This is a genomic window from Kitasatospora sp. NPDC127111 (genome assembly GCF_042677465.1).
Lineage (GTDB): Bacteria > Actinomycetota > Actinomycetes > Streptomycetales > Streptomycetaceae > Kitasatospora.
Genome location: NZ_JBHXTG010000012.1, coordinates 104,209 through 126,391, shown reverse-complemented (window position 1 = coordinate 126,391; position 22,183 = coordinate 104,209). Strand labels below are relative to the sequence as shown.

The following is a 22,183-nucleotide window of genomic DNA, read 5'->3' as shown; positions in this document are numbered from 1 at the left end:
GCGAACGACGTCGGGCGGACAGCGCCCGGCGAACAGATGTCAGCGAACAACTTTCAGCGAACAGATAACAGCCGACAGATAACAGATTTCATCAACTGTCAACTGTCAGTCGTTCGTCGCCACCCCGCCCACACTCGTCGAGGGACCCGCCATGTCCGACACGCCCACGATCGGCTTCAAACGCCACTACACCCCCTACGTCGTCGACGGCGAGGCCGTCTACCTGGTCTCCGAACGCGGCGTCTCCGTGGTCGACGGCCGGCTCGCGCAGACCCTCGCCCCGCTGCTGGACGGCACCCGCACCGCCGAGCAGATCGGCGAGGCGCTGCGCGGCACCGTCCCCGCCGACCGGGTCCGCGGCGCCGTGGAGCGGCTGCGCGACCGCGGCTACCTGGCGGACGCCGGCCGGGTCGAGGACCCGGCCGCCGCCGCGTACTTCGAGATGGCCGGCCTGGACGGCGCCGCCGCCACCGAGGCGCTGCGCACCGCCCGCGCCCGGGTCGAGGTCCACGGCGACCTGGACCCGCAGCCCTTCCTGGCCGCCCTGGCCGCCGCCGGCGTCACCGTCGACGAGGACGCCGAGTTCACCGTCGCGCTCGCCGACGACTACCTGCACCCCGGCCTGGCCGAGCGCGACCGCGCCGCCCGGGAGAGCGGCCGCCCCTGGCTGCTCGCCCGCCCGGTCGGCTCGATCCTCTGGATCGGCCCGGTGTTCGTCCCCGGCCCCGCCGAGGCCGAGGGCACCACCGGCTGCTGGGAGTGCCTGGCCCACCGGCTCTCCGCCAACCGGCAGTCGCTCAGCTACCTGCGCCACCGGCTCGGCCAGGACGGCCCGATCTCCACCGCCGGCGCCCACCTCGCGCCCACCCTGCAGACCGGCGCCCAACTCGCCGCCCTGGAGGCCGCCAAGTGGCTGGCGGGCGTTCGCCCCGCCGAGCCCGTGGTGCTCACCCTGGACACCGTCCGCCTGGAGACCGAGCGCCACCGCCTCGTCCGCCGCCCGCAGTGCCACGCCTGCGGCGACGCCGGTCTGATGACGGAGCGTCAGTTGACGCCCGTCCGGTTCGAGAGCCGCCCCAAGGCGTTCACCGCCGACGGCGGCCACCGCTCCGCCTCCCCGGAGGACATGCTGGAGCGCTACAGCACCCAACTCTCCCCGGTCACCGGCGTGGTGACCTCGATGGTGCCCTCCGGCCGCACTCCCGCGGGCCTGCGCGTGTACGTCTCGGGGCAGAACCTCTCCCGGCAGAGCGGCGACCTGCGCCAGCTGCGCACCGGCCTGCGCTCGCTGAGCTGCGGCAAGGGCCGCACCGACGTCCAGGCCCGGGCGAGCGCGCTCGGCGAGGCGATGGAACGGCACTCCGGCGTCTTCCAGGGCGACGAGGCCCGCCGGCTCGCCAGCTTCACCGAACTCGGCGACGCGGCGATCCACCCGTCCCGCACCCTGCTGTTCAGCGACCGCCAGTACGCCGAACGCGACCGCTGGAACGGCAAGCGGTCCATGTTCAACACCGTGCCCGAGCGGTTCCGCGAGGGCGACCGGATCGAGTGGTCGCCCGCCTGGTCGCTCACCGAGCAGCGCACCCGTTGGTTGCCCACCATGTCCCTCTACTACGGCTACCGGCACCGCCACGGCTTCTTCGCCGCCGGCGACTCCAACGGCTGCGCAGCCGGGACGTCCTTCGAGGACGCCGCGCTCCAGGGCTTCCTGGAGCTGGTCGAGCGGGACGCGGTCGCCCTCTGGTGGTACAACCGGGTCAACCGCCCGGCCATCGACCTGGACGCCTTCGGCGACCCGTACATCGGCCGACTCCGTGAGATCTACCGCGGGTTGAACCGGGAGATCTGGGCGCTCGACCTCACCTCGGACTTCGGCATCCCGGTGGCCGGCGCCTTCTCCCGGCGCACCGACCAGCCCACCGAGGACGTGCTGATCGCCTTCGGCGCCCACCTCGACCCGCACATCGCGCTCACCCGGGCGCTCACCGAGATGAACCAGTTCCTCGGCCCGGTCGGCGGCAACGCCCAGGGCAAGGTCGACTACGCGGGCGCCGACCCCGAGCAGAAGGCGTGGTGGACCAGCGCGACCGTCGCCAACCAGCCCTACCTGCTGCCGGACCCCGCCGCCCCGGCCGCCGGCCCCGACCGCTGGGCGGAGCTCGCCGGCGACGACCTCGCCGAGGACCTCGCACTGGCCCAACGCCTGGTCGAGGAACGGGGGATGGAGTTCCTGGTGCTCGACCAGACCCGGCCCGACGTCGGCCTGCCGGTGGCCAAGGTGATCGTCCCCGGGATGCGTCACTTCTGGGCCCGCTTCGCCCCCGGCCGGCTCTACGACGTGCCGCTCGCCCTCGGCTGGCTGAACGAGCCCACCCCGGAGGAGGAGCTCAACCCCGTCCCGATCTTCATCTGACGACGAGCGGACGCCGGGCCGCCGTCCGCCTCCGCCCACCGGGCGGACGGCGGCGGCCCGCGCCCTCCCGGCAACCGGAAAGAGGTACCCCATGACCGTGACCGAACAGCTGCCCACCGGCCTCGCCCCCGCGGCCGGCCGGGCCGGCGGGGAGCCGCGCACCCTGCTGCGGCTGCGTCCGGAGGTCGTCGTCACCGCCCAGGGCGACGACCTGGAACTCAGCCACCCCTGGGGCCGTCAACGGGTGCACGCGCTCGGAGCGGCGACCGTCCGCCGGCTCGCCGCGCTCACCGAGGACGCCGTCGACCTCGCCGAGCTCGACCGGCTCGGCGACGGCGGACGGCTGTTCCACCTGCTGCGGCGCTTCCCCTACCTGGTCACCACCGGCCTCACCGACCCGCACGGAGAGCCGCTGGCCACCGCCGTCCCGATCGCCCGCTCGGCCGGCCTGCCCGCCCCGGTCCGGCCGCCCGAGGCCGTGGTGCTCTCCCGCTTCGCGTACCTGCGCCGGCTGCCGGAGGAGCACGCCGGAGCCTGCGTGCTGGAGTCCCCGATGGCGCCGTTCCGGCTGACCCTGCACCGGCCCGCGGCCGGTGCCTTCGTCGCCGCGGTGACCGCCGCCCGCCCGGTGGCGGAGGCGGCGCTGCTGGCCGGGCTCACCCCGGCGGCCGGGCAGGCACTGGCCGGACTGCTGGCCGGGGCCGGGTTCCTGGACGACGGCGCCCAGGGCGAGCCGCCGCTCTGGGACTTCCACGACCTGCTGTTCCACGCCCGCAGCCGCCCCGGCCGCCACGACTACCCCAGCGGCGGCCTGTTCGCCCACCCGGAGGTCGCCCAGCTGCCCGCGATCCCCGGCGCGGGCGCCCGCGAGGACGGCACCGGGATCGACCTGCCCGTCCCCGACTGGGACGAGGTGCTGGCCCGCGACCCCGCGCTCAGCGAGGTGCTGGAGGGCCGGCGGTCGGTCCGCGCCTACGCCGACACCCCGGTCACCCTCGACCAACTCGCCGAACTGCTCTACCGGGTGGCCCGGATCCGCCGGGTGGTGCCGGGCGACCCGGCCGACCCGCACGGCTACGACGTGGTGGACCGCCCCTACCCGGCCGGCGGGGCCACCGGCGAACTGGAGGTCTACCTCTCGGTGGTCCGCTGCGACGGCCTGGTCCCCGGCGTCTACCGCTATGACGCGGCCGCCCACCGGCTGCGGCCGCGCCCGTTCGCCGGGCCGGGCGACGAGGCGGCGTTCCGCGAGCTGATGACGGCGGCCTGGCGGGCCACCGGCTGCACGGTCGACCCGCAGGTGCTGCTCACCGTCACCTCGCGGTTCGGGCGGCTGTCCTGGAAGTACAGCCAGATCGCGTACGCGCTGACGCTCAAGCACGTCGGCGTCGTCTACCAGACGCTCTACCTGGTGGCGACCGCGATGGGGCTGGCGCCTTGTGGCCTGGGCTCGGGGGACACCGACGCGGCGGCGCGCGCGCTCGGCCTGGACTGGACGGCGGAGTCCTCGGTCGGCGAGTTCCTGATCGGCAGCCGCCCGGCGGGGGTGCCGCGCACCGCGCACGGGTTCGCCGACATCGTGGGGGAGTCGCGCGCGGAGGGTTGAAAACCGCGCCGCGACGGCGCGACGGCGCGATGACGCGATGACGCGATGACGCGACAAGGCGACGACGCGACGACGCGACAAGGCGACGACCCGACAAGGCGACAAGGCGACGAAGCGACGGCGGGCGGACGCGGACGCGCCGGTGCCCCGCCGTGGTGGGCGGGGCACCGGACGGTCGCGTTGCCAGACACCGGGCGTGTCGACGTAGGGCGTGCCGAGGAACCGGGCGGGCCGGCAGCCCGGGCGGCGTCGGAGGCCCGGCCGCGTTCGGAGGCCGGGGCGAGCCGTGTCCCACGGCCCGGGGGCGCGGTTCGTCACGGTCGCCCGCGGGTGGGGCTCAGAGCCAGCCGCGCTCGCGGGCGATCCGGATCGCGTCGCAGCGGTTGCGCCCGCGGGTCTTGGCGATGGCCGCGGAGACGTAGTTGCGGACCGTCCCGGGCGAGAGCGAGAGCGTCGCCGCGACCTCGTTGATGGTGGCCCCGTCGGCCACGTGGCCGAGCACGGTGAGCTCGCGCGGGGTCAGCGGTGCCCCGGTGCCGGACCGGACCACGTCCACCACCAGGCGCGGGTCGTAGACCCGTCCGCCACGGGCGAGTTCGCGCACCGCCGAGATCAGTGCGGCCGGCGGCACGTCCTTGAGCAGCACCCCGGCGATCCCGTCCGCCACGGCGCGCTGCAGGTCGGCGGGGCGGGGCTGGGCGGTGAGCAGCAGGACGGCGGTGCCCGGTGCCCGGTCGCGGATCAGCGCGGCGGTGGCGGGGCCGCCCGGTCCGGGCAGGTCGGGGTCGAGGACGGCGACCGCCGGCCGGGTGCGGGCGGCCTCGGCGGCGGCCTCCTCGGCGGTGGGCGACTCGGCGACGACGGCGAGGTCGTCCTCCCGGTCGAGCAGGGCGCCGAGCCCGGAGCGGAACAGGTGGTGCCCGTCGGCGAGCAGGACGCGGACGGCCGTGGTCCGGGCGGTCCGGGCGGTTGCGCGTTCGGCGGTGACGGGTGCGATGGCGGGCGGTTCCAGAACGGTGGTCATCCGGCTACCTCGGTGGCGTCGACGTGTCGGGTGCGCGGGCGGGTGGTCGGCAGAAGGGGTGGTCGGGACAAGGGCGGTCGGCGCACGGGCGGTCGGGCAGGAGCGGTGCGGCCGGCGGGCTCAGCCCCAGCCCCAGGTCTTCTGCGGGTCGGTCGGCGAGGGAACGGGGACGGGCGTGGCGGTGCTGGCCGGCTGGGCGGCGGGCTCGCCGGCGGGGGCACCGTCCGCCGAGGAGACGACGGCCGCCGGGGCGTTGGTGGCCAGGACCGCGGTGGCGGCGGTGCCGGTCAGGGTGCTGATACCGAGGGCGACAATCGTGATGAAACGGACCTTCTTCGTCATGGCGATGCCCGATCCTCTCGCTTCGGCTGAGCCCCGGGCTGCTACCGGGGCGCGCTGGTCTGCTGCGGCGGCCGCGCGGTCCGTTCCGGGCCCCGTCGGGGGCTGCTGTCCCGGTGTTCCGGTCCGTCGTTCGCGCCGACACCATGAGAGTGGCGGCCGACCGGGGTCCGTGTCAGCAGTCGGAGCTGGCACCACAGTGCCGTGACACCGTGAGGCCAGCTAGGCCGGTCCTGGCACCAAAGTGCCGACGCCTCCCGCCCGGACCGGCCGGGCTCCTGCCCGAGCCGCTCGACTACCCGAGCCGTCCACCCGCCCGTGCCGTCCGACCGCCCGAGCCTCCCGACCGTCCGGACTCCCGTCAGCGGTGCGTCGGCAGCTCGTGCAGGCCCAGCACCAGCCAGCTGTCCGCCTCGCAGTGCCGTACCCGCCAACCCGCCAGGAGGCCCTCGGCGCCGGTCAGTTCCGCGCAGGCGGCGCGCACGCCGGCCTCCGCCGCCAGCAGCCCGGCGGCCGTCACGAACAGCACCGCGTCCAGCACTCCCGCCGCCACCCGGATCCGGGCATGGCTGAGCCCGGTGGCGGGCCCGCGGAGCGCGCGCTCCAGCCCGTCCCGGACCGCGGGCGCCACCACCGGCCCGCCGGGCGGCCGACCGCCCCGCGTCTCCAGCCGGACGCGAATCACGTACACACCGTTCAGACTGACCGATCGCCGGTTGTGTCGGGGCGTGGCACGTGTGGCACACATCGGCCTGGCAACAACCTGTCACCGCTGGTGGGGCCGACTCCGGTGGGGTGCGCGCGGTTGCGCTGGTCCGACGCCCGTCCGGACGGAAATCCCTTACGGTTCACGCACCGCATCGCCATAGGTGTCCGCAAGAGCGTTCTATGTTCGGTCGCGTGGCGCTACGCTGACCGCCTTGACGGGTCCACCGGTTCCGAGTCGGGCGACGGAGGGTGTGATGGGTACGGCGTCTCTGGTGGTGGGCTGTTGAGCGGCGTGCAGCCGATCGGCCTCGACCCGTTCGGCGAAGCGGTCTACCGCGCGATGCTGCTCCATCCCGAGCTGGACACCCAGGGGATCGCCCGGCGCCTGGAGGCGCCCGAGGCCGAAGTCCGGGTGGCGCTGGACCAGTTGGCGGATCTCGCGCTCACCCGGCCGACCGGCTCGGAGGATCGCTGGCGGGCCGTCAACCCCGAGCTCGGGCTGGCGGCGTTACTCGCCCGCCAGGAGGCCGAGGCCGCCCGGCGCCAGCAGGAGATGGAACGCAGCCGCGCCGCGATGGCCGGTCTGATCGCCGAGTACGCGAGCGTGCACGCGCCCGCCAACCAGCCGGGCATCGAGCTGATCTCCAGCCTGGAGGACGTTCGCGACCGGCTCGTCCAGCTCGCCTCCGACGCCGCCGTCGAGGTGCTCGCCTTCGCGCCCGGCGGCCCGCAGCCGCCGCAGGTGATGGAGGCCAGCCGCGCGCTCGACCAGGAGACCCTGGAACGCGGCGTCCGGATGCGCACCGTCTACCAGGAGAGTGTCCGCAACGACCCCGCCACCGTGCAGTACGCGCGCTGGCTGCACGGCCTCGGCGGCGCCGTCCGCACCGTGCCCACGCTGCCGCTGCGGATGATCCTGGTCGACAACGCCACCGCGATCGTCCCGATCGACCCGGACGACCCGCGCAAGGGCGCCGTCCTGCTGCACAGCCCCGGGGTGATCGCCGCCCTGCGCGCCCTCTTCGAACAGACCTGGGAGCAGGCCAACCCGCTCGGCGAGGCCGGTCGCCGCGACCCGCACGGTCTCACCGGCCAGGAGCGCGAACTGCTCCGCCTGCTCGCCGAGGGCCTCACCGACGAGCGGGCCGGGCAGCGGCTCGGCGTCTCGCTGCGCACCGTCCGCCGGATGATGGCCGACCTGATGGTGCGGATGGACGCCCGCAGCCGCTTCCAGGCGGGCATCCAGGTCTCCGCCCTCGGCTGGCTCGGCGAGACCGCCCCGCGCTGAGGCGGCCGCCCGGCGCTGAGCCGGACCGCCCCGCGCTGAGCCGGACCGCCCCGCTACGGGGACGGCCCGGCCCCACTCGGCGCGGGCCGACCCGATCGGCCGGGCCGGCCCGCACCCCTCGCTCAGCAGGGGCCGTCGTCGGCCCAGACGCCCCACTGGCCGCTCGCGGACGGGTTCTCGTTCAGCGTCCACCACTTGGCGTGGTACTTGTGGCCGTTGTACGACACCTTGTTGCCGCCGGTGTAGGTGGTGGTGGCGCTCCACGGCGGGTCGGTGCAGACGCCGGGGGAGGAACTGGTCGGCGGCGGGGTGGTCGGCGGCGTGGTGGGCGGGGTGGCGCCGGCGAAGCGGACGGTGAACTTGGTGAAGTCCCAGTCGTTCTGCACCACGCTGGAGCACGAGCCGGACAGGCCCGGGTCGACCGTCCCCGGGCACTGCCGGTCGCGGTTGACCGACCAGTACGTGTACCGGGCCAGCTTGTGCGCGAGCGCGAAGTCCAGCACGGTCTGGAAGTCCGCCTGCCGGAAGTACTCGGCGGCGTCGGTGCGTCCGTTCATCAGCGAAACGCCCTCGTGCGCGTAGGCGTCGGCCTCGGTCCAGCCGAACGTCGTCCGCAGGATCCCGTTGAACTTCACGAGCGCGTCGGTCTGCGCGGCGGCGCCGTTGAACCCGCCGTCGAACGGCATGATCGAGTAGTTGTCGGGCGTGAAGCCCTGCGACTTGGCCTCGTTGAGCATCTGCTGCCCGAACCAGCCGGTGCCCGCCCCGGTGCCGGCCGTGGTGATCGAGATGTACAGCCCCGGGTTGTTCCGCTGCAGGATCCGGGCGGCGCCGATCTCGTTGTGGATCGCGGCCGCGTTCTCGTACTCGGGCTCCTCCAGGTCGAAGTCGATCGCCTTGAGCCCGTACTTGGTGACCACCTTCTGGTACCCGGCCGCCGTCGCCTCCGGCGTCCCGCAGGTCTGGCCCAGTTTGGTGCCGCCGTAGCCGCCGACCGAGACCGACACGTCGCCGCCCTTGGCCCGGATCGCCTGGATCACCGCCGGCATGGTGGTGTCGGTGTCGATCGAGGAGGTGCCGCCCCAGGCGGGCGAACACCCGCCCTTGTCCAGGATGAACGCCAGCTGGAAGGCCTTCTGCCCGGTCGCGTCCATCACCGCCGCGGCGTCCGGCGGGCTGTTGTCCTCGGGCATCAGGTACGGGGCTGAGGCGTACCAGTTGCTGCCCAGCCCGGTCGTGGCGGTCGTCGTGGTCGTGGTCGCGGCGGCTCCGGTCCCGGCCGCGGCGACCGCCGCGAGCCCGCCGGCCACCAGGCCGAGGACGCCGGCGACCGCGACCGCGGTCCGGCGCCGTCCGTTCCTCCGGTGCTGCTGTCTGATCCGTTGCCCCGGCTCGTGTGGGGGAAGAGCACGTTCCATCGGAAACCTCTCGCGGAAACGGCAGGAGGAGGCCCGCCCGCGCCCACTGTGGGGGAGGCGCGCCGGGCCCCGGGGAAACCACCGGCGACGCCGAGTCGCCGAAGGTCTTCAATGGTATAGACCTCTGCCGCGTGTGCGTCAACCCGAAAGGGGCGAACCGACTTGACCAGTCCGCTGCCCGCCGCCCGAACCCTGTCCCGGAGACCCCGCACGACGGTTCGTCAGACCGCGACACCCGCCGTGCGGACGGCCGCCAGCAGCCCGCCGACCGCCGGGGACCACGGTCGCCCGGCCGGTCCGGTGAGGGTGAGCGCGCGGTGCGCGGCCGGGCGGATCGGGACGAGGACGCAGTCGGCGGGCAGCATCGGCTGCGCCAGCGCGGGCATCACCGAGACCCCGACGCCCGCGTGCACCATGCCGATCAGGGTGTTCAGATCGCGGATCCGGTGCCGGGGCGCGAACCGAACGCCGGCCCGCCGGTAGGCGTCGCGGATGTGGCGCTCGCAGCCGCCCTCGGAGAGCAGGAAGTCGTCGTCCTCCAGGTCGGCCACGTCGACGGCCGGCTCGCCGGCCAGCGGGTGGTCCCGGCGCAGCAGCGCGTGCATCGAGTCCGCCCCGAGCGGCACCGCCCCGGGCGGCACCGGGTCGGCGTCCACCAGGACGGCGGCGTCCACCGTGCCCGCCTCCAGCCAGACGGGGAGCTCGTCGTCCTCGCCCTCGAAGACCCGGACGGTGAGCCGGGGGTGGGCGGCCCGCCAGTCCCGTAGCAGCGCGGGCAGCAGCCCCTGGCAGACGGTGGTCGGCGCGGCCAGCCGGACGGTCCCGGTGAGGCCGCCCGAGTGCCGGGTGGCGATGCTGCGGACGGCCGCCGCGGCGGCCACCGCCGTCCGGGCGTGCGGCAGGATCTGCTCGCCCAGCGGCGTCGGCCGCGCCGGCGTGCCGCGGTGCAGGACGGGCGCGCCGAGGGTGCGCTCCAGCGCGGCGACCGCGTGCGAGACGGCGGACTGACTGATCCCCAACTCGGCTGCGGCCGCGCCGAACCCGCCCGCGTCGGCGACCGCGATCAGCGCCCGGAGCTGGGCGAGGGTGACCTCCGAGGCCATGAGACTTCCTCATCCGTACGGCGACGTCACTTGTTGGACTCATGCTCCGCCCGCGCGCCACGCTCTGTCACGCGAGACCGGCGATCGGCCCGGGCGAGCGGCCGGGTGACGCCGGATGGTCGACCCGGCGAACAGCCGGGGTGAACGGCCAGGGTGAACGGTTCTGCGGACGACGGAGAGGACGGGTGGTCGGGGTGCGGCGCTGGTGGCCGGGGTTCGTGGTGCTGTCGGCGATCTGGGGCGCGAGCTTCGCGCTGATCAAGGTGGCGGTCGACGCGGGGGTGCCGCCGCTCTGGGTGGCGTGCTGGCGCTGCGTCCTCGGGGCTGCGGCGCTCTGGACGATCCTCGGGCTGCGCCGCGAGTCCGCCCCGCGCGACCTCGCCACCTGGGGCCACTCGGCGGTGGCCGCGGTGCTGCTCAACGCCGTGCCGTTCGTGCTCTTCTGCTACGGCGAGACCCGGGTCAGCTCGGTGCTGGCCGGGGTGATGAACGCGACCACCCCGCTGTTCACGCTGGTCTTCGCGGTCGCCACCGTGCCCGAGGAACGGCACCCGGGCCCGCGCCGCCTCGCCGGGCTCGCGCTCGGCTTCGCCGGGGTGCTGACCGTCCTCGGCGTGTGGCGCGGCCTCGGCTCCGGGGGGACGACGGGCGGCCTCGCCTGTCTGGCCGCCACCTGCTGCTACGGCGCCGGCTTCGCCTACCTGCGCCGCCACCTCTCCGCCCGCCCGCACTCCGCGACCGCGCTGTCCGCCGTCCAGATCACCTGCGGCGCAGCCGAGTTGGCGCTGATCGCCCCGTTCGCCGCGGGTGCCCCGCACTGGCCGGGGGCCGGTCCGGCCGCCGCCCTGCTGGTCCTGGGCGCGCTCGGCACGGGCGTCGCCTACATCCTCAACCTGAACCTGGTCCGCGGCGCGGGCGCCACCGTCGCCGCCGCCGTCACCTACGTGACGCCGCTCTGGTCGACGGCCCTCGGTGCCGTCCTGCTCGCCGAGCCCGTCGGCTGGAACGCCCTGCTCGGCGGCCTCGCGGTCATCGCCGCGGTGGCCCTGACCCGGGCCCCGGCCGCCCGGGCGGCACGTCGGAGGGTCCGTCAGCCGGTCGGCTAGGTGTTCTGCCCCGTGAGGTTGGGAACGCGGCTGGCGGGTGGCTTGCCTGCGAGTGCGGTGTGTCCGCGGTGGTGGTTGTAGGTGGTGTGGAGCCAGGCGTCGCGTCGTTCCAGTTCGGTGCGGTAGGGCCTGGCGTGGGCCCATTCGTCGAGCAGGGTGCGGTTGAACGTTCGACCTTGCCGTTGGTCTGTGGCCGGTAGGGCCGGGTGCGTTTGTGCGTGATGCCCTCGGCGGCGAGGGCATCACGCCAGGTCCGGGAGCGGTAGCGGGAGCCGTGTCGGTCAGCACGCGTTGGACGGTGATGCCGGCCCGGGCGACGTACGCGTTCGCCCGGGCCCAGTATCCGGCGGCGGTCTCGTTGCGTTCGTCGGGCAGGATCTCGCTGGAGGCCAGGCGGGAGTGGTGGTCCACGGCGTTGTGGAGATAGCTGTGGCCGGCGCCGGAGCGGTTCCTGCGGCCGGCCTGGCGGCCCAGTGCGTGGGGTGGCCGCCGCCGTCGGGGATGTTGCCGAGCTTCTTGAGGTCGACGTGGACCAACTCGCCCGGTGCGGCGCGTTCGTAGCGCCGCACCGGGCGGCCGGTGACGCGGTCCAGAGGGGCCGGGCGGGCGAGGCGGTAGTGGACCAGGGCCCGGTGCACGGTGGCCGGGTTGAGCCGCAGCAGGTAGGCGATGCGGGCCGGCCCCCAGCGGCGCAGGACGCGGACCTTGATGATCCGCCGCTCGGTCCGCGAGTGCGGGCGTCGCGGGCTGCGGTGGGGCGGGCTGGAGCGGTCACTCATGCCGGCCTCGCCGAGCGCGCGGTAGCGGTCGGCCCAGCGCTTGGCCGTAGTGGGTGAGACCTGGAAGCGTTCGGCGGCCCGCCGCAGCGGCCAGCCGTCCTCGACCACACAGCGGGCTCGGCCGGGCCGCCCAGCCGTCGGACCCGAGCAGGGCGCGGGGCGGCCCGAGCAGCGCCATGCCGGGCAGGTAGGGGATGTACTCGGCCACCGTGTGCGGCTCGGCCAGGTAGGGCGAGCCGTGCTCCAGCGGCAGCGAGCCCGAGCGTTCGATCGCGGCCACCTCGCTCTGCCCCTCCCCGGTGAGCACCAGCCAGAGCAGCGGGACGACCGCGGCCCCGGCCGTCGCCACCGCCGGCGAGACCGCGCGGGCCCGCCGCCGCGGCCGGACCAGGGCGGCGGCAACGGCCGTCGCCAGGAGGCCGGTTGCCGTGACCAGGCCCTAGGCCCCAACCGTGGTGCGGCGCGAGCCCGGGGAGGAGCGGGAAGGCCGCGGCCCGGCCGGCGGCCGCCGGCGAGCCGGCGCACCACCGGGCGGGGTGGCCGGACCGGCGGCCGGGAGGCCCGGGTCGAGCGCGGGAGCGGCCGTCGCGACCGCGGTGAATCAGCACCCGTCCATTCCATGCGGGCCGCCCGCCGCGGTCATGACGGCCAGGTCGAGACCCGTGGTCGGGTTTCCCCCACCCTCACCCTTCGCGCTTGCGTTCGGTACCGGATGCGTCACGTTCGGTGTCGGCCGGCGGCTATCCTGGAACCCGTGGTGAGGTCCTGGGATGCGGCGGTGGAGCGGGCGCAGGAACGGCTGGGGGCGACGGCCGGACTGCGGGCGGTGGAGGCGGGGGACGGGCGGCGGTTCGCGCTCTGGGACTTGGCGTCCCGGGCGGAGGGCGAACTGGCCGAACGCGTCGACCCGGAGGCGCTGGACGCGGAGTCGGAGCGGGCGCTGCGCCGGCGGCTCGGCGAGAGCGGCCGGGAGTGGCCGGACGGCGAGCTGTACCGGCGCCGGTACTGGGTGCTGGGGGAGCGGGGCGCGCCGGTCGGCACCATCGCGGTCGACAACTGGACCAAGGGGCCGGGGCAGTTGGCCGTCTCCTCGGTCTACCTGCGCCCCGCGGCGCGCGGCCGCGGGCTGGCCGGCGCCGCGCTCGACGCGGTGTACCGGGCGGCCACCGCCGAGGGACTGCCCGGCTACCGGCTGGAGGCGCACTGGACCTGGCGGCACGCCGTCCGCTACTACCTGCGGCGCGGCCTGTGGGTGGTCTCCTGGAAGCACGCGCTCGGGCTGGCCCGGATGCCCCAGCTCCCGCCCTACCGGGTGACGGAGGAGGCCGGCCGGCTGGTCCTGCTGCTCGCCGACGGGCCGCACGGCTGGGTGCCGCTGCTCTCGGCCGGGCACGACGGCCCCGACGGCCGCTGGCTGCGGCTGGACGAGACGGCCGCGTACCGGCGGAGCGAGGGCTGGGTGCACGACTTCGCCCGCTCGACGCTGGCCCTGCACCTCGCGCTCGCCGGCCGGCCGCTGGTCCGCGGTCCGCAGTGGTGGGCCGAGGCGTGGCGCTGGGCGGACATCGGCGAGCCGGAGGGGCTGGCGTACCGGATCGAGCAGTTCGAACGGTCCGCCCGCGCCGCTGGCCGGCCCGTCACCGGCCCCCGCCGGCCGGACGGCACCCCCGCCCGCCTCCCCGGCCCCCCGCCGGGCCCGCTCGCCCTGGACTGACCCGCCGCACGGCCCCGGCCCGGACACGCCGTACCCGCGCATCCGGGCCGGACGCGAGCCTGAGCCGGAATCCGGGCCCGGGCCCGACGCGGACCCGGGCGGACGCGGACCAGGGCGGACGCGCACCCGGGCCCGACGCGTACCCCGGCCGCCGGCTGGGAGACTCGGGCCATGGCTGAGATCGAGATCGACGGCGCCCCGGCCGACCCGGCCCGGCTGGCCGCGCTGGGGCTGCTGAACTACGGGCACTTCACCACCCTGCGCGCCGAGGCCGGCCGGGTGCGCGGGCTGACCCTGCACCTGGACCGGCTGGTGCGGGACTGCCGGACGGTGTTCGCCGCCGAGCTGGACCGCGAGGTGGTGCGGCAGCGGATCCGCGCCGCCCTGCCCGCCGACGGCACGCCGGTGATCGTCCGGGTGACGGTGTTCGACCCGGCGCTCGGCCTGGAGCGCCCCGCCGCCCCCGCCGTGCCGCGGCTGCTGGTCACCACCCGCCCGGCGCCGGCCGCACCCCCCGGCCCGCTGCGGGTGCGCACCGCCGCGTACCGCCGCGAGCTGCCGGAGGTGAAGCACGTCGGGCTGTTCGGGCTGATCCGGCAGCGCCGGCTGGCCCAACTCGACGGCTACGACGACGCGTTGCTGACCGGTGCGGACGGCCGGATCGCCGAGGGCGCCACCTGGAACATCGGCTTCCACGACGGCCGCGAGCTGGTCTGGCCGGACGGCGAGGCCCTGCCCGGGGTCACCGCCGCGCTGCTCGCCGCCGCCCACCCCGGCCCGCAGCGGCGCGAACCCGTCCGTGCCGACGGCGGACTGGACCGCTTCGTGGCGGCGTTCGCGCTCAACGCGGGCGTCGGCGTCCGCCCGGTCGTCGCGATCGACGGCACCGCCTTCGAGCCGGACCACCCCGCGCTCGCCGCCCTGCGCGCCGCGTACGAGCGGATCGAGGGCGACCTCGTGTGAGCCGGAGGGGCGGGGTGGGGATTTCCCCACCCCCCGTCCGCCGGTGGGCCGCATGGTTCGGCCGCCCCGCCGTTCCTAGCCTGGAACACGTCGACGACCAGCGACGACGCTCCTCCAGGAAGGCACCACCATGGCACCCCGCCGCGACCGCCAACAGACCGAGACCGCCGAGCAGTTCGGCCGCACCGCGCACGCCGCGATCGAGCTGCGGGCGGTCCGGCGCAGCTACGGGCGCGGCGCCGAGGCGGTGCACGCGCTGCGCGGCATCGACCTGGCGCTCGACCGCGGCACCTTCACCGCCGTGATGGGGCCCTCCGGCTCCGGCAAGAGCACCTTCCTGCAGTGTGCGGCGGGCCTGGACCGGCCGGACGGCGGTGAGGTGTACCTGGGCGGCGAGGAGATCACCCGGCTCAGCGAGAACCGGCTCACCAAGCTGCGCCGCAGCCGGATCGGGTTCGTCTTCCAGTCCTTCAACCTGCTGCCCTCGCTGACGGTGCTGCAGAACGTGCTGCTGCCGCAGCGGCTGGCCGGCGAGCGCCAGGACCGGGCCCGGGCGCGGGAGTTGCTGGCCCAGGTCGGCCTCGGCGAGCACGCCGGACGGCGGCCCGGCCAGCTCTCCGGCGGCCAGCAGCAGCGCGTCGCGATCGCCCGCGCGCTGATCACCCGCCCGGACGTGGTCTTCGCCGACGAGCCGACCGGCGCGCTGGACACCCGGACGGCGCACGAGGTGCTCGGGCTGCTCCGGCACGCGGTGGACACCATGGGCGCGACCGTCGTCATGGTGACCCACGATCCGGTGGCCGCCTCCTTCACCGACCGCGCGCTCTTCCTGGCCGACGGCGCGTTCGCCGGCGAGCTGCACCACCCGGACCCGCAGGCCGTCGCGGACCGGATGGTCCGGCTGACCGCCCGCCCGGTGGGGGCGGCCGCATGAGCAACGGACTGGCCCGCGCCTCGGTGCGGTTCCGGCCGGCGTCCTTCGCCGGCACCTTCATCGCCCTGCTGTTCGGCGCGGCCGTGATCATGGCCTGCGGCACCCTGCTGCAGACCGGCCTCACCGCGAGCGTGCCGCCGGTGCGGTACGCGCGGACGCCGGTCGTGGTCGCGGCCGACCCGACCGTCTCGATCACCTGGAAGGTCACCGGCGAGGCCGGCGACACCGAGACCGAGCGGCAGGCCCTCCCCGAGCGGGCCCGGGTGGACGCGGCGCTGGCCGGGCGGATCGCCGCCCAGCCGGGTGTCGCGGCGGCCCGCCCGGACACCGCGTTCCCGGTCCCGGCGAGCAGCGGCGGCCAGGGCGCCCCCGCCCTCCCCGGGCTGACCGGCCGCGGCTTCGCCGCGCTCGGCATCGCCGGGCCGGGCGAGCAGCTGGTCGAGGGGCGCGCCCCCGGCGCCGGCGAGGTCGTTGTCGACGCGGACACCGCGCGCGCCGCCCACCTGGCCCCCGGCGCCACCGTCGTCCTCACCGCGCCCGGCGGCAGCGGCGGCTACCGCGTCGTCGGCCTCGCCGCGTCCCCGGGGAGCGGCGGACCGCAGGCCTGGTTCGCCGACCCCGTCGCCGACCGCCTCTCCGGCCACCCCGGCCGGGTGGACGCGATCGCCGTCCAGCCCCGCGAGGGCGTGACCGGGACGGCGCTCGCCGCGCAGGTCCGCCTGGCCGTCGGCGGCGAGGCCGAGGTGCTCACCGGCGACGGCCGCGGCACCGTCGAACAGCCCGCGCTCACCGCGAGCCGGGCGATGCTGACCGGCCTCGGCGGCTCCTTCGGCGGCATCGCCACCATGACCGCCGTGTTCGTCGTGATGAGCACCGTCGCGCTCGCCACCGGCCAGCGCGCCCGCGAGTTCGCCCTGCTGCGCGCGATCGGCGCCACCCCGCGGCAGATCCGCCGCACCATCGCCACCGAGGCCGTCCTGGTCGCCCCCGTCGCCGCCGTGCTCGGCGTCCTGCCCGGACTGGCCCTGGCCCGCTGGTGGTTCGACGAGCTGGCGTCCCGGGGCGCCGTGCCCGGGACGGTCATGCTGGACGTCGGTCCGCTGCCGGTCGTCGCCGCCGTCCTGACCTGCACGCTCGCCGCGCTGACCGCCGGCTTCCTCGCCGCCCGCGGCCCGGCCGGGCTCCGGCCGGGCCAGGCGCTCGGTGCGGCCGCCGTCGAGCCGGGCCGGCCGGGCAAGGCGCGGACCGTCGCCGGGCTGCTGTTCACCGCCGCAGGCGTGGCGCTGTCCGCCGTCGCGGCCGGCCTGGACGGGACCGCCGCCGCCAACACCGCGCTCGGCGTGGTGATGTGCTTCCTGGTGGCCGTCGCCCTGCTCGGCCCCTGGGTGGCCCGGGCCGCCGCCGGGGTGCTCGGCACCCCGCTGCGGGCCGCGGCCGGCGCGTCCGGCTCGCTGGCCGCCGACAACGCCCGGGCCAACGCCCGCCGGCTGGCCTCGGCGATCACCCCGATCGTGATGGTCACCGCCTTCTGCGGCACCCTGCTCTTCCTCCAGAGCACCCTCAGCCACGTCACCGGCGAGCAGGTGCGCAGCGGCACCACCGCCGACCACGTGGTCGGGTCGGCCGGCCCCGGCCTGCCCGCCGGCACCGCCGGGCAGGCGGCCCGGGTGCCGGGCGTGGCGGCCGCCGTCGGCGTGCTGCGCACCGGCGCCGTCTACCGGGACGGCGACCAGCTGGTCGGCGCGACCGCCCTCGGCGTCAACGGCGACCCGGCCGGGCTGTCCCGGGTGCTCGACCTCGGGGTGAAGAGCGGCTCGCTGGCGGACCTCGGCCGCTCGGCCGACACCGTCGCCCTGGACGCGGCGCTCGCCGACGGCCTCGGCGTCAAGGTCGGCGACCGGGCCCCGCTCTGGCTCGGCGACGGCACCCAGGTGCGGCCGACGGTGGTCGCCACCTACGAGCGCGGTCTCGGCTTCGGCCAGGTGCTGCTGCCCCGGGCGGCGGTCGCGGAGCACGTCACCGCCGGCTACGACAGCCAGGTGCTGGTCGCGGACGCGCCGGGTGCCGACCGGGCCGCCGTCGCCGCCGGGCTGGCCGGGCTCACCGGCACCGGGGGCGTCACCGTCACCGACCGCGCCGGCTACGCGGCCCAGGTCGACCGGGACCAGGAGATCGGCCGCTGGGCGAACACGGTGATGGCCGGCGTGCTGGGCGGCTTCGCGGCGGTCACCGCCGCCAACACCCTGGTCATGACGGTGCTGGACCGGCGTCGCGAGGTCGCGCTGCTGCGGCTGGCCGGGACGACCCGGCGGCAGGTGCGCGGCATGATGCGCTGGGAGGCGCTGCTGGTCGCCGCGGCCGGCCTGGCGGTCGGCGGGGTGATCGCCTGGATCACGCTGGTGCCGATCACCCGGGGCATCGCCGGCGCCGCCCCGCACGTTCCGGCCGGCACCGCCCTGCCGCTGGCCGCCGGAGCCGTCCTGCTCTGCCTCGGCGCGACCGGGCTGCCGGCCCGCGCGCTGCTCCGCTCCCACCCGGTGGCGGCGGGCGGCGGCAAACAGTAGCGGACGGCGGTCCGGCGGCGGGAGCGGTCGTGGGCCCGGGGGCGACGGGGGTGTCGCCGGGCCCACGGCCGTCCGCGTTCCGGGGCGACCGGGAACGGCGGAGAGACGGCCGGGGGCGCCGGCGGAGAGACGGCGGAGGGACGGCCGGGGGCGCCGGCGGAGGGACGGCCGGGGGCGCCGGCGCACCGGCTCACCCGAACGAGTGAGAAGCGGGCTCCGGGCAGGCGCAATGGAGTGGCCTCCGGCGCCAACACCGCCTACGGGAGCTGATCGTGATGTCCGATCAGCTACGCTCGCCGCCGCGCCGCCCGGGGCAGAGCCCGCCTCGGGGGCGTTTGCCGTTCCCCGCCCCCGCCACCCGGCCGAGCAGAGAGAAGCCCACTCCATGAGCAGTCCTCCCGTGGCCCCCGCGCCCCGCCGGCCGCTGATCCTGCTGCGGGCGACCGCCACCGCCACGGCCGCGCTGGCCCTCGGGCAGACCGTGCTGGCGGGCAGCTTCCTCAACGGGCACTACGAGTCGCTCGCGCCGCACGAGGCCGGCGCGATGGCGCTGGCCGCCGCCGTGCTCGTCCACCTGGTGGTGGCGGCGCTGGTGGGCCGGTCCGGCCGGGGCCCGCGCCGCCCGCTGGTGACCGCGGCGCTGCTCACGTCCGGGGTGATCCTCCAGATCGGCTTCGGCTACGACCGCGCCCTGGGCCTGCACGTGGTGCTCGGCGCGCTGCTGCTCAGCGGGACCCTGTCCGCCGCGGCCGGCGCCTGGCGGCTGCCGCTGCCCGCCCGCAGCCCCGTGCCGGAGGCGCCGGACGGGCCCGACGGCCTCGACGGTCCGGACGGCCCCGACGGTCCGGACGGCGCGGGGCTGCTGCCCCGTCCGGGCGGGCCCGTGGAGGTGGCGCCGTGAACCGTCGCCGGTTCCTGGGGATCGGCGCGGCGGCGGTCGGCGCGGGCGCGCTGGGGGCCTTCGCCCTCCCCGCCGCCGCCCGGCTGCTCGGCGAGGGCCGCCCGGGCCTGCTGCTGACCAGCGGGCTGCAGCCACCGGAGGCGTTCCAGGTGCCGCTGCCGGTGCCGCCCGTCCTCCGTCCGCTGCGCAGCGACGCCGGCACGGACCACTACGAGATCGTCCAGCGGGTCGCCCGGCTGGAGATCCTGCCCGGCGTGAAGACCGAGGCCTGGACGTACGGCGGCAGCTGGCCCGGTCCGACCCTGGCCGTCCGGTCCGGCCGGCCGACCGTGGTGCGCCACCGCAACGAGCTGCCGGTGCCCTCGGTGGTCCACCTGCACGGCGGCCACACCCCCGCGGAGAGCGACGGCTACCCGACCGACCTGATCCTGCCCGTCCGGTCCGGCGGTGCGGGCGCCGACCGGGCGCCGACGGGAACGGAGTGGATGCGGGGGATGGCCGGCATGCCCGGCATGGACGACGCCGCGGACCTCCCGCTCGGCCGGACCACCGACGGCGACCGCACCTACACCTACCCGGGCCGGCAGCGCGCGGCCACGCTCTGGTACCACGACCACCGGATGGGCTTCACCGGCCCCGGCATCTGGCGCGGCCTGTCCGGCTTCCACCTGGTCCACGACGAGGAGGAGGACGCCCTGCCGCTGCCGCGCGGCGACCGCGACCTCCCGCTGATGCTCAGCGACCGCGCCTTCGAGGAGGACGGCTCCTTCCGCTACCCCGCCGTCGACCCCGACCTCGGCGTCCCCGGCGTCACCGGCGACTACGTGAACGGCGTGCTCGGCGACGTCATCCTGGTCAACGGCGCCCCCTGGCCGCGGCTGGCGGTGGACCGCGCGCGGTACCGGCTGCGCCTGCTGAACGCCTCCAACGCCCGCCTCTACCGCCTGGAGCTGGACCCGCAGCCCTCCGGCGGCGACGCGCTGGTCCAGATCGGCGGCGACGGCGGCCTGCTGGAGGCACCGGTCGCGCACGACGCCGTCGAGATCGCCCCGGCCGAGCGCTTCGACGTCGTGGTCGACTTCTCCCGCTTCGAGCCCGGCTCCTCCGTCCGCCTGATGAACCGGTTCGGCAGCGGGCGGACCACCGAGGTGATGCTCTTCGACGTGTCCTCCCGCACCGTCACCGACGACTCGACGGTGCCCGAGCGGCTCTCCGCGTTCGAACGGCTCGACCGGTCCGCCGCCGTCGCCACCCGCACCTTCGGGTTCCGCCGCAGTCGCAACAGCGGCGGCTGGACGATCAACCAACAGCCCTACCAACCGGGCCGGGTGCTCGCCCGGCCCGCCCTCGGCACCACCGAGGTCTGGCGGTTCTTCACCGACGTCCACCACCCCGTCCACCTCCACCTGGACCACTTCCAGGTGCTCTCCCGCAACCGCGCCGAGCCGGGCCCGTACGACGCCGGGTGGAAGGACACCGTCGACCTGCGGCCGGCCGAGGCGGTGGAGGTGCTGGTCCGCTTCACGGACTACCCGGGGGCGTACATGCTGCACTGCCACAACCTGGAGCACGAGGACATGGCGATGATGGCGGACTTCGTCGTGGAGTAGGCGGCGGGCCGCGCGCGCGACGGCCCCTCACCCGTTCGGCCGAAGGGGGCGGGCCCCCGCACGGCCCCCGGGGTCGTCGGTCCGCGCCCCGACGTGCCGCGGGGCCGAGGGTCGCCTAGCGTCGCGACCGAGGGCGCTCCGACGACCGGGGAACCGCGTCCGAGACCGAGGAGCCGCGCATGACCAGTCCCGCCGAACGCCGCCGGCGCGGCCGGGCCGCCCGCGACCGGGTCTCCCGCTCCGCCCACGGCCGCTGGATCCCCGCCGCGGACCGCCCCGACCCGGTCCGCGTCCTGGAACAGCAGGGCGCCGACCGGGTCGCCGAGCTGCTGCCGATCCGGTACGGGCGGATGGCCGACACCCCGTTCACCTTCCTGCGCGGCGCCGCAGCCGTCATGGCCGCCGACCTCGCGGCCGGCCCGGACACCGGTATCACCGTCCAACTCTGCGGCGACGCCCACCTGTTGAACTTCGGCGTGTACGCCTCGCCGGAGCGCGCACTGCTCTTCGACCTCAACGACTTCGACGAGACCTACCCCGGCCCGTTCGAGTGGGACGTCAAACGGCTCGCCGCCAGCGTGGCCGTCGCCGCCCGCGACAACGGGCACGACGAGGCGCGCGTCCGCCGGGCCGCGTTCAGCGCCGTCCAGGGCTACGCCACCGCGATCCGCCGGCTGGCCGGGATGGGCGAGCTCGACGTCTGGTACGCCCGGATCGACACCGAGGACGTGCTCCCGCTGATCCGCAAGCGCGGTCAGCGCGCGAAGGCCGAGGCCAATCTCGAACGCGCCCGCCGCCGCACCAGCATGCAGGCGTTCGGCAAGCTCACCGAGACCGCCGAGAACGGCCGGCGCCGGATCATCAGCGACCCGCCGCTGATCGAGCCGCTGCCGAGGAACGAACTCCGGCAGGTCGGCAAGGTCTTCAGCGACTACCGGGCCACCCTGGCCGAGGACCGCCGCGTCCTGCTCGACCGGTTCCGGTTCGTGGACGCGGCCCGCAAGGTGGTCGGCGTCGGCAGTGTCGGCACCCGGTGCTTCATCGTCCTGCTGGAGGGCCGCGACGACAACGACCCGCTCTTCCTCCAGATCAAGGAGGCCGGCCGCTCGGTGCTGGAGGACCACCTGCCCGCCCGACCGCAGGCCGAGGTGCCCGTCGCGCACGGCGGCCGCCGCGTGGTCACCGGCCAGCACCTGATGCAGGCCGCCAGCGACATCTTCCTCGGCTGGACCACCGGCACGGCCGGCCGCCACTTCTACGGCCGCCAACTGCGCGACATGAAGGGCTCGGCGGACGTCGCCGGCATGACCCCGGCCGTCCTGCGCGGCTACGCCGACCTCTGCGGCCGCGCGCTGGCCCGCGCCCACGCCCGCTCCGGCGACCGCCTCGCCATCACCGGCTACCTCGGCACCGCCGACACCTTCGCCGAGGCGATCGCCGACTTCGCCGTCCGCTACGCCGACCAGACGGTGACCGACCACGCGGCCCTGGTGGCCGCCATCGCCGACGGCACGGTGGCCGCGAAGAAGGGCGTCTGACGCGACATCCGCTCAGGCGGTGCCGGCGGCCGCCCGGCCCGCCCGCGACCAGGACGCGGGCGATCCCGGCGGCCCCCGTCCTGCCGGCGATCCCGGCGGCCACGCCCTGGCGGCGATCCCGGCCGGGGCCGGTGCCGCGACGACCCCGGGAAAAGGGTGTGGCCGTCCCGCGGCC

Annotated in this window: 17 protein-coding genes and 1 pseudogene; 11 read left to right on the top strand and 7 right to left on the bottom strand. The window is 76.2% G+C overall.

Annotated features, from left to right (window positions below; genetic code table 11):
• The first annotated feature begins 151 nt into the window (after positions 1-151).
• On the top strand, positions 152-2,413 hold the full coding sequence (locus ACFVHB_RS11035) for a TOMM precursor leader peptide-binding protein (RefSeq protein WP_380318539.1): 2,262 nt from the start codon (positions 152-154) through the stop codon (positions 2,411-2,413).
• 91 nt (positions 2,414-2,504) lie between these two features.
• Positions 2,505-4,019, top strand: coding sequence for a SagB family peptide dehydrogenase (locus ACFVHB_RS11030; protein ID WP_380318535.1), 1,515 nt, complete (start codon positions 2,505-2,507; stop codon positions 4,017-4,019).
• Between the two features lie 337 nt (positions 4,020-4,356).
• On the opposite strand, the gene ACFVHB_RS11025 is transcribed toward ACFVHB_RS11030, so the two are convergent.
• The 3 genes from ACFVHB_RS11025 to ACFVHB_RS11015 form a co-directional block, all read right to left on the bottom strand.
• A complete protein-coding gene (locus ACFVHB_RS11025) occupies positions 4,357-5,043 on the bottom strand; it encodes a response regulator (RefSeq protein WP_380318532.1) in 687 nt (228 codons plus the stop codon).
• A gap of 120 nt (positions 5,044-5,163) precedes the next feature.
• A complete protein-coding gene (locus ACFVHB_RS11020) occupies positions 5,164-5,385 on the bottom strand; it encodes a hypothetical protein (RefSeq protein WP_380318529.1) in 222 nt (73 codons plus the stop codon).
• Between the two features lie 358 nt (positions 5,386-5,743).
• Positions 5,744-6,073: a hypothetical protein gene (locus tag ACFVHB_RS11015; protein ID WP_380318526.1), complete on the bottom strand. Its 330-nt coding sequence runs from the start codon at positions 6,071-6,073 to the stop codon at positions 5,744-5,746.
• A gap of 309 nt (positions 6,074-6,382) precedes the next feature.
• Here ACFVHB_RS11015 and ACFVHB_RS11010 point away from each other — a divergent pair, with 309 nt between their 5' ends.
• Positions 6,383-7,378 carry a LuxR C-terminal-related transcriptional regulator gene (locus tag ACFVHB_RS11010; RefSeq protein ID WP_380318625.1) on the top strand — a complete coding sequence of 332 codons (996 nt, stop codon included), beginning with the start codon at positions 6,383-6,385 and terminating at the stop codon, positions 7,376-7,378.
• 122 nt (positions 7,379-7,500) lie between these two features.
• On the opposite strand, the gene ACFVHB_RS11005 is transcribed toward ACFVHB_RS11010, so the two are convergent.
• Both ACFVHB_RS11005 and ACFVHB_RS11000 read right to left on the bottom strand, forming a co-directional pair.
• Entirely contained in the window at positions 7,501-8,796 is a 1,296-nt protein-coding gene (locus tag ACFVHB_RS11005; RefSeq protein WP_380318523.1) for a chitinase, read from the bottom strand.
• A 221-nt stretch (positions 8,797-9,017) separates the two neighbouring features.
• Positions 9,018-9,899 carry a LysR substrate-binding domain-containing protein gene (locus ACFVHB_RS11000; RefSeq protein WP_380318520.1) on the bottom strand — a complete coding sequence of 294 codons (882 nt, stop codon included), beginning with the start codon at positions 9,897-9,899 and terminating at the stop codon, positions 9,018-9,020.
• 185 nt (positions 9,900-10,084) lie between these two features.
• On the opposite strand from ACFVHB_RS11000, the gene ACFVHB_RS10995 reads away from it, so the two are divergent.
• Positions 10,085-11,005 (top strand): DMT family transporter, encoded by a 921-nt coding sequence (locus tag ACFVHB_RS10995; RefSeq protein ID WP_380318517.1) that lies wholly within the window; start codon positions 10,085-10,087, stop codon positions 11,003-11,005.
• Here the strand turns inward: ACFVHB_RS10995 and ACFVHB_RS10990 are convergent.
• Positions 11,002-11,892 (bottom strand): annotated as a pseudogene (locus ACFVHB_RS10990) (IS481 family transposase). The gene ACFVHB_RS10995 and the pseudogene ACFVHB_RS10990 overlap by 4 nt on opposite strands.
• Complete coding sequence (locus ACFVHB_RS10985) at positions 11,777-12,133, bottom strand: hypothetical protein (RefSeq protein WP_380318514.1); 357 nt, start codon at positions 12,131-12,133, stop codon at positions 11,777-11,779. The pseudogene ACFVHB_RS10990 and the gene ACFVHB_RS10985 overlap by 116 nt, the downstream one beginning before the upstream one ends.
• Positions 12,134-12,538: 405 nt before the next feature.
• On the opposite strand from ACFVHB_RS10985, the gene ACFVHB_RS10980 reads away from it, so the two are divergent.
• The 7 genes from ACFVHB_RS10980 (at position 12,539) to ACFVHB_RS10950 (ending at position 22,008) form a co-directional block, all read left to right on the top strand.
• On the top strand, positions 12,539-13,498 hold the full coding sequence (locus ACFVHB_RS10980) for a GNAT family N-acetyltransferase (protein WP_380318511.1): 960 nt from the start codon (positions 12,539-12,541) through the stop codon (positions 13,496-13,498).
• A gap of 171 nt (positions 13,499-13,669) precedes the next feature.
• On the top strand, positions 13,670-14,461 hold the full coding sequence (locus ACFVHB_RS10975) for an aminotransferase class IV (RefSeq protein ID WP_380318508.1): 792 nt from the start codon (positions 13,670-13,672) through the stop codon (positions 14,459-14,461).
• Between the two features lie 130 nt (positions 14,462-14,591).
• Positions 14,592-15,395, top strand: a complete 804-nt coding sequence (locus tag ACFVHB_RS10970; RefSeq protein ID WP_380318505.1) for an ABC transporter ATP-binding protein — start codon at positions 14,592-14,594, stop codon at positions 15,393-15,395.
• The gene (locus tag ACFVHB_RS10965; protein ID WP_380318502.1) at positions 15,392-17,959 is read left to right on the top strand and encodes an ABC transporter permease; all 2,568 of its coding nucleotides are present in this window, start codon (positions 15,392-15,394) and stop codon (positions 17,957-17,959) included. The genes ACFVHB_RS10970 and ACFVHB_RS10965 overlap by 4 nt, the downstream gene beginning before the upstream one ends.
• A 385-nt stretch (positions 17,960-18,344) precedes the next feature.
• Complete coding sequence (locus ACFVHB_RS10960) at positions 18,345-18,860, top strand: hypothetical protein (protein ID WP_380318499.1); 516 nt, start codon at positions 18,345-18,347, stop codon at positions 18,858-18,860.
• On the top strand, positions 18,857-20,470 hold the full coding sequence (locus tag ACFVHB_RS10955; protein ID WP_380318497.1) for a multicopper oxidase family protein: 1,614 nt from the start codon (positions 18,857-18,859) through the stop codon (positions 20,468-20,470). Before ACFVHB_RS10960 ends, ACFVHB_RS10955 begins: the two co-directional genes overlap by 4 nt.
• A gap of 179 nt (positions 20,471-20,649) precedes the next feature.
• The gene (locus ACFVHB_RS10950) at positions 20,650-22,008 is read left to right on the top strand and encodes a DUF2252 domain-containing protein (protein WP_380318494.1); all 1,359 of its coding nucleotides are present in this window, start codon (positions 20,650-20,652) and stop codon (positions 22,006-22,008) included.
• Positions 22,009-22,183: the final 175 nt, after the last annotated feature.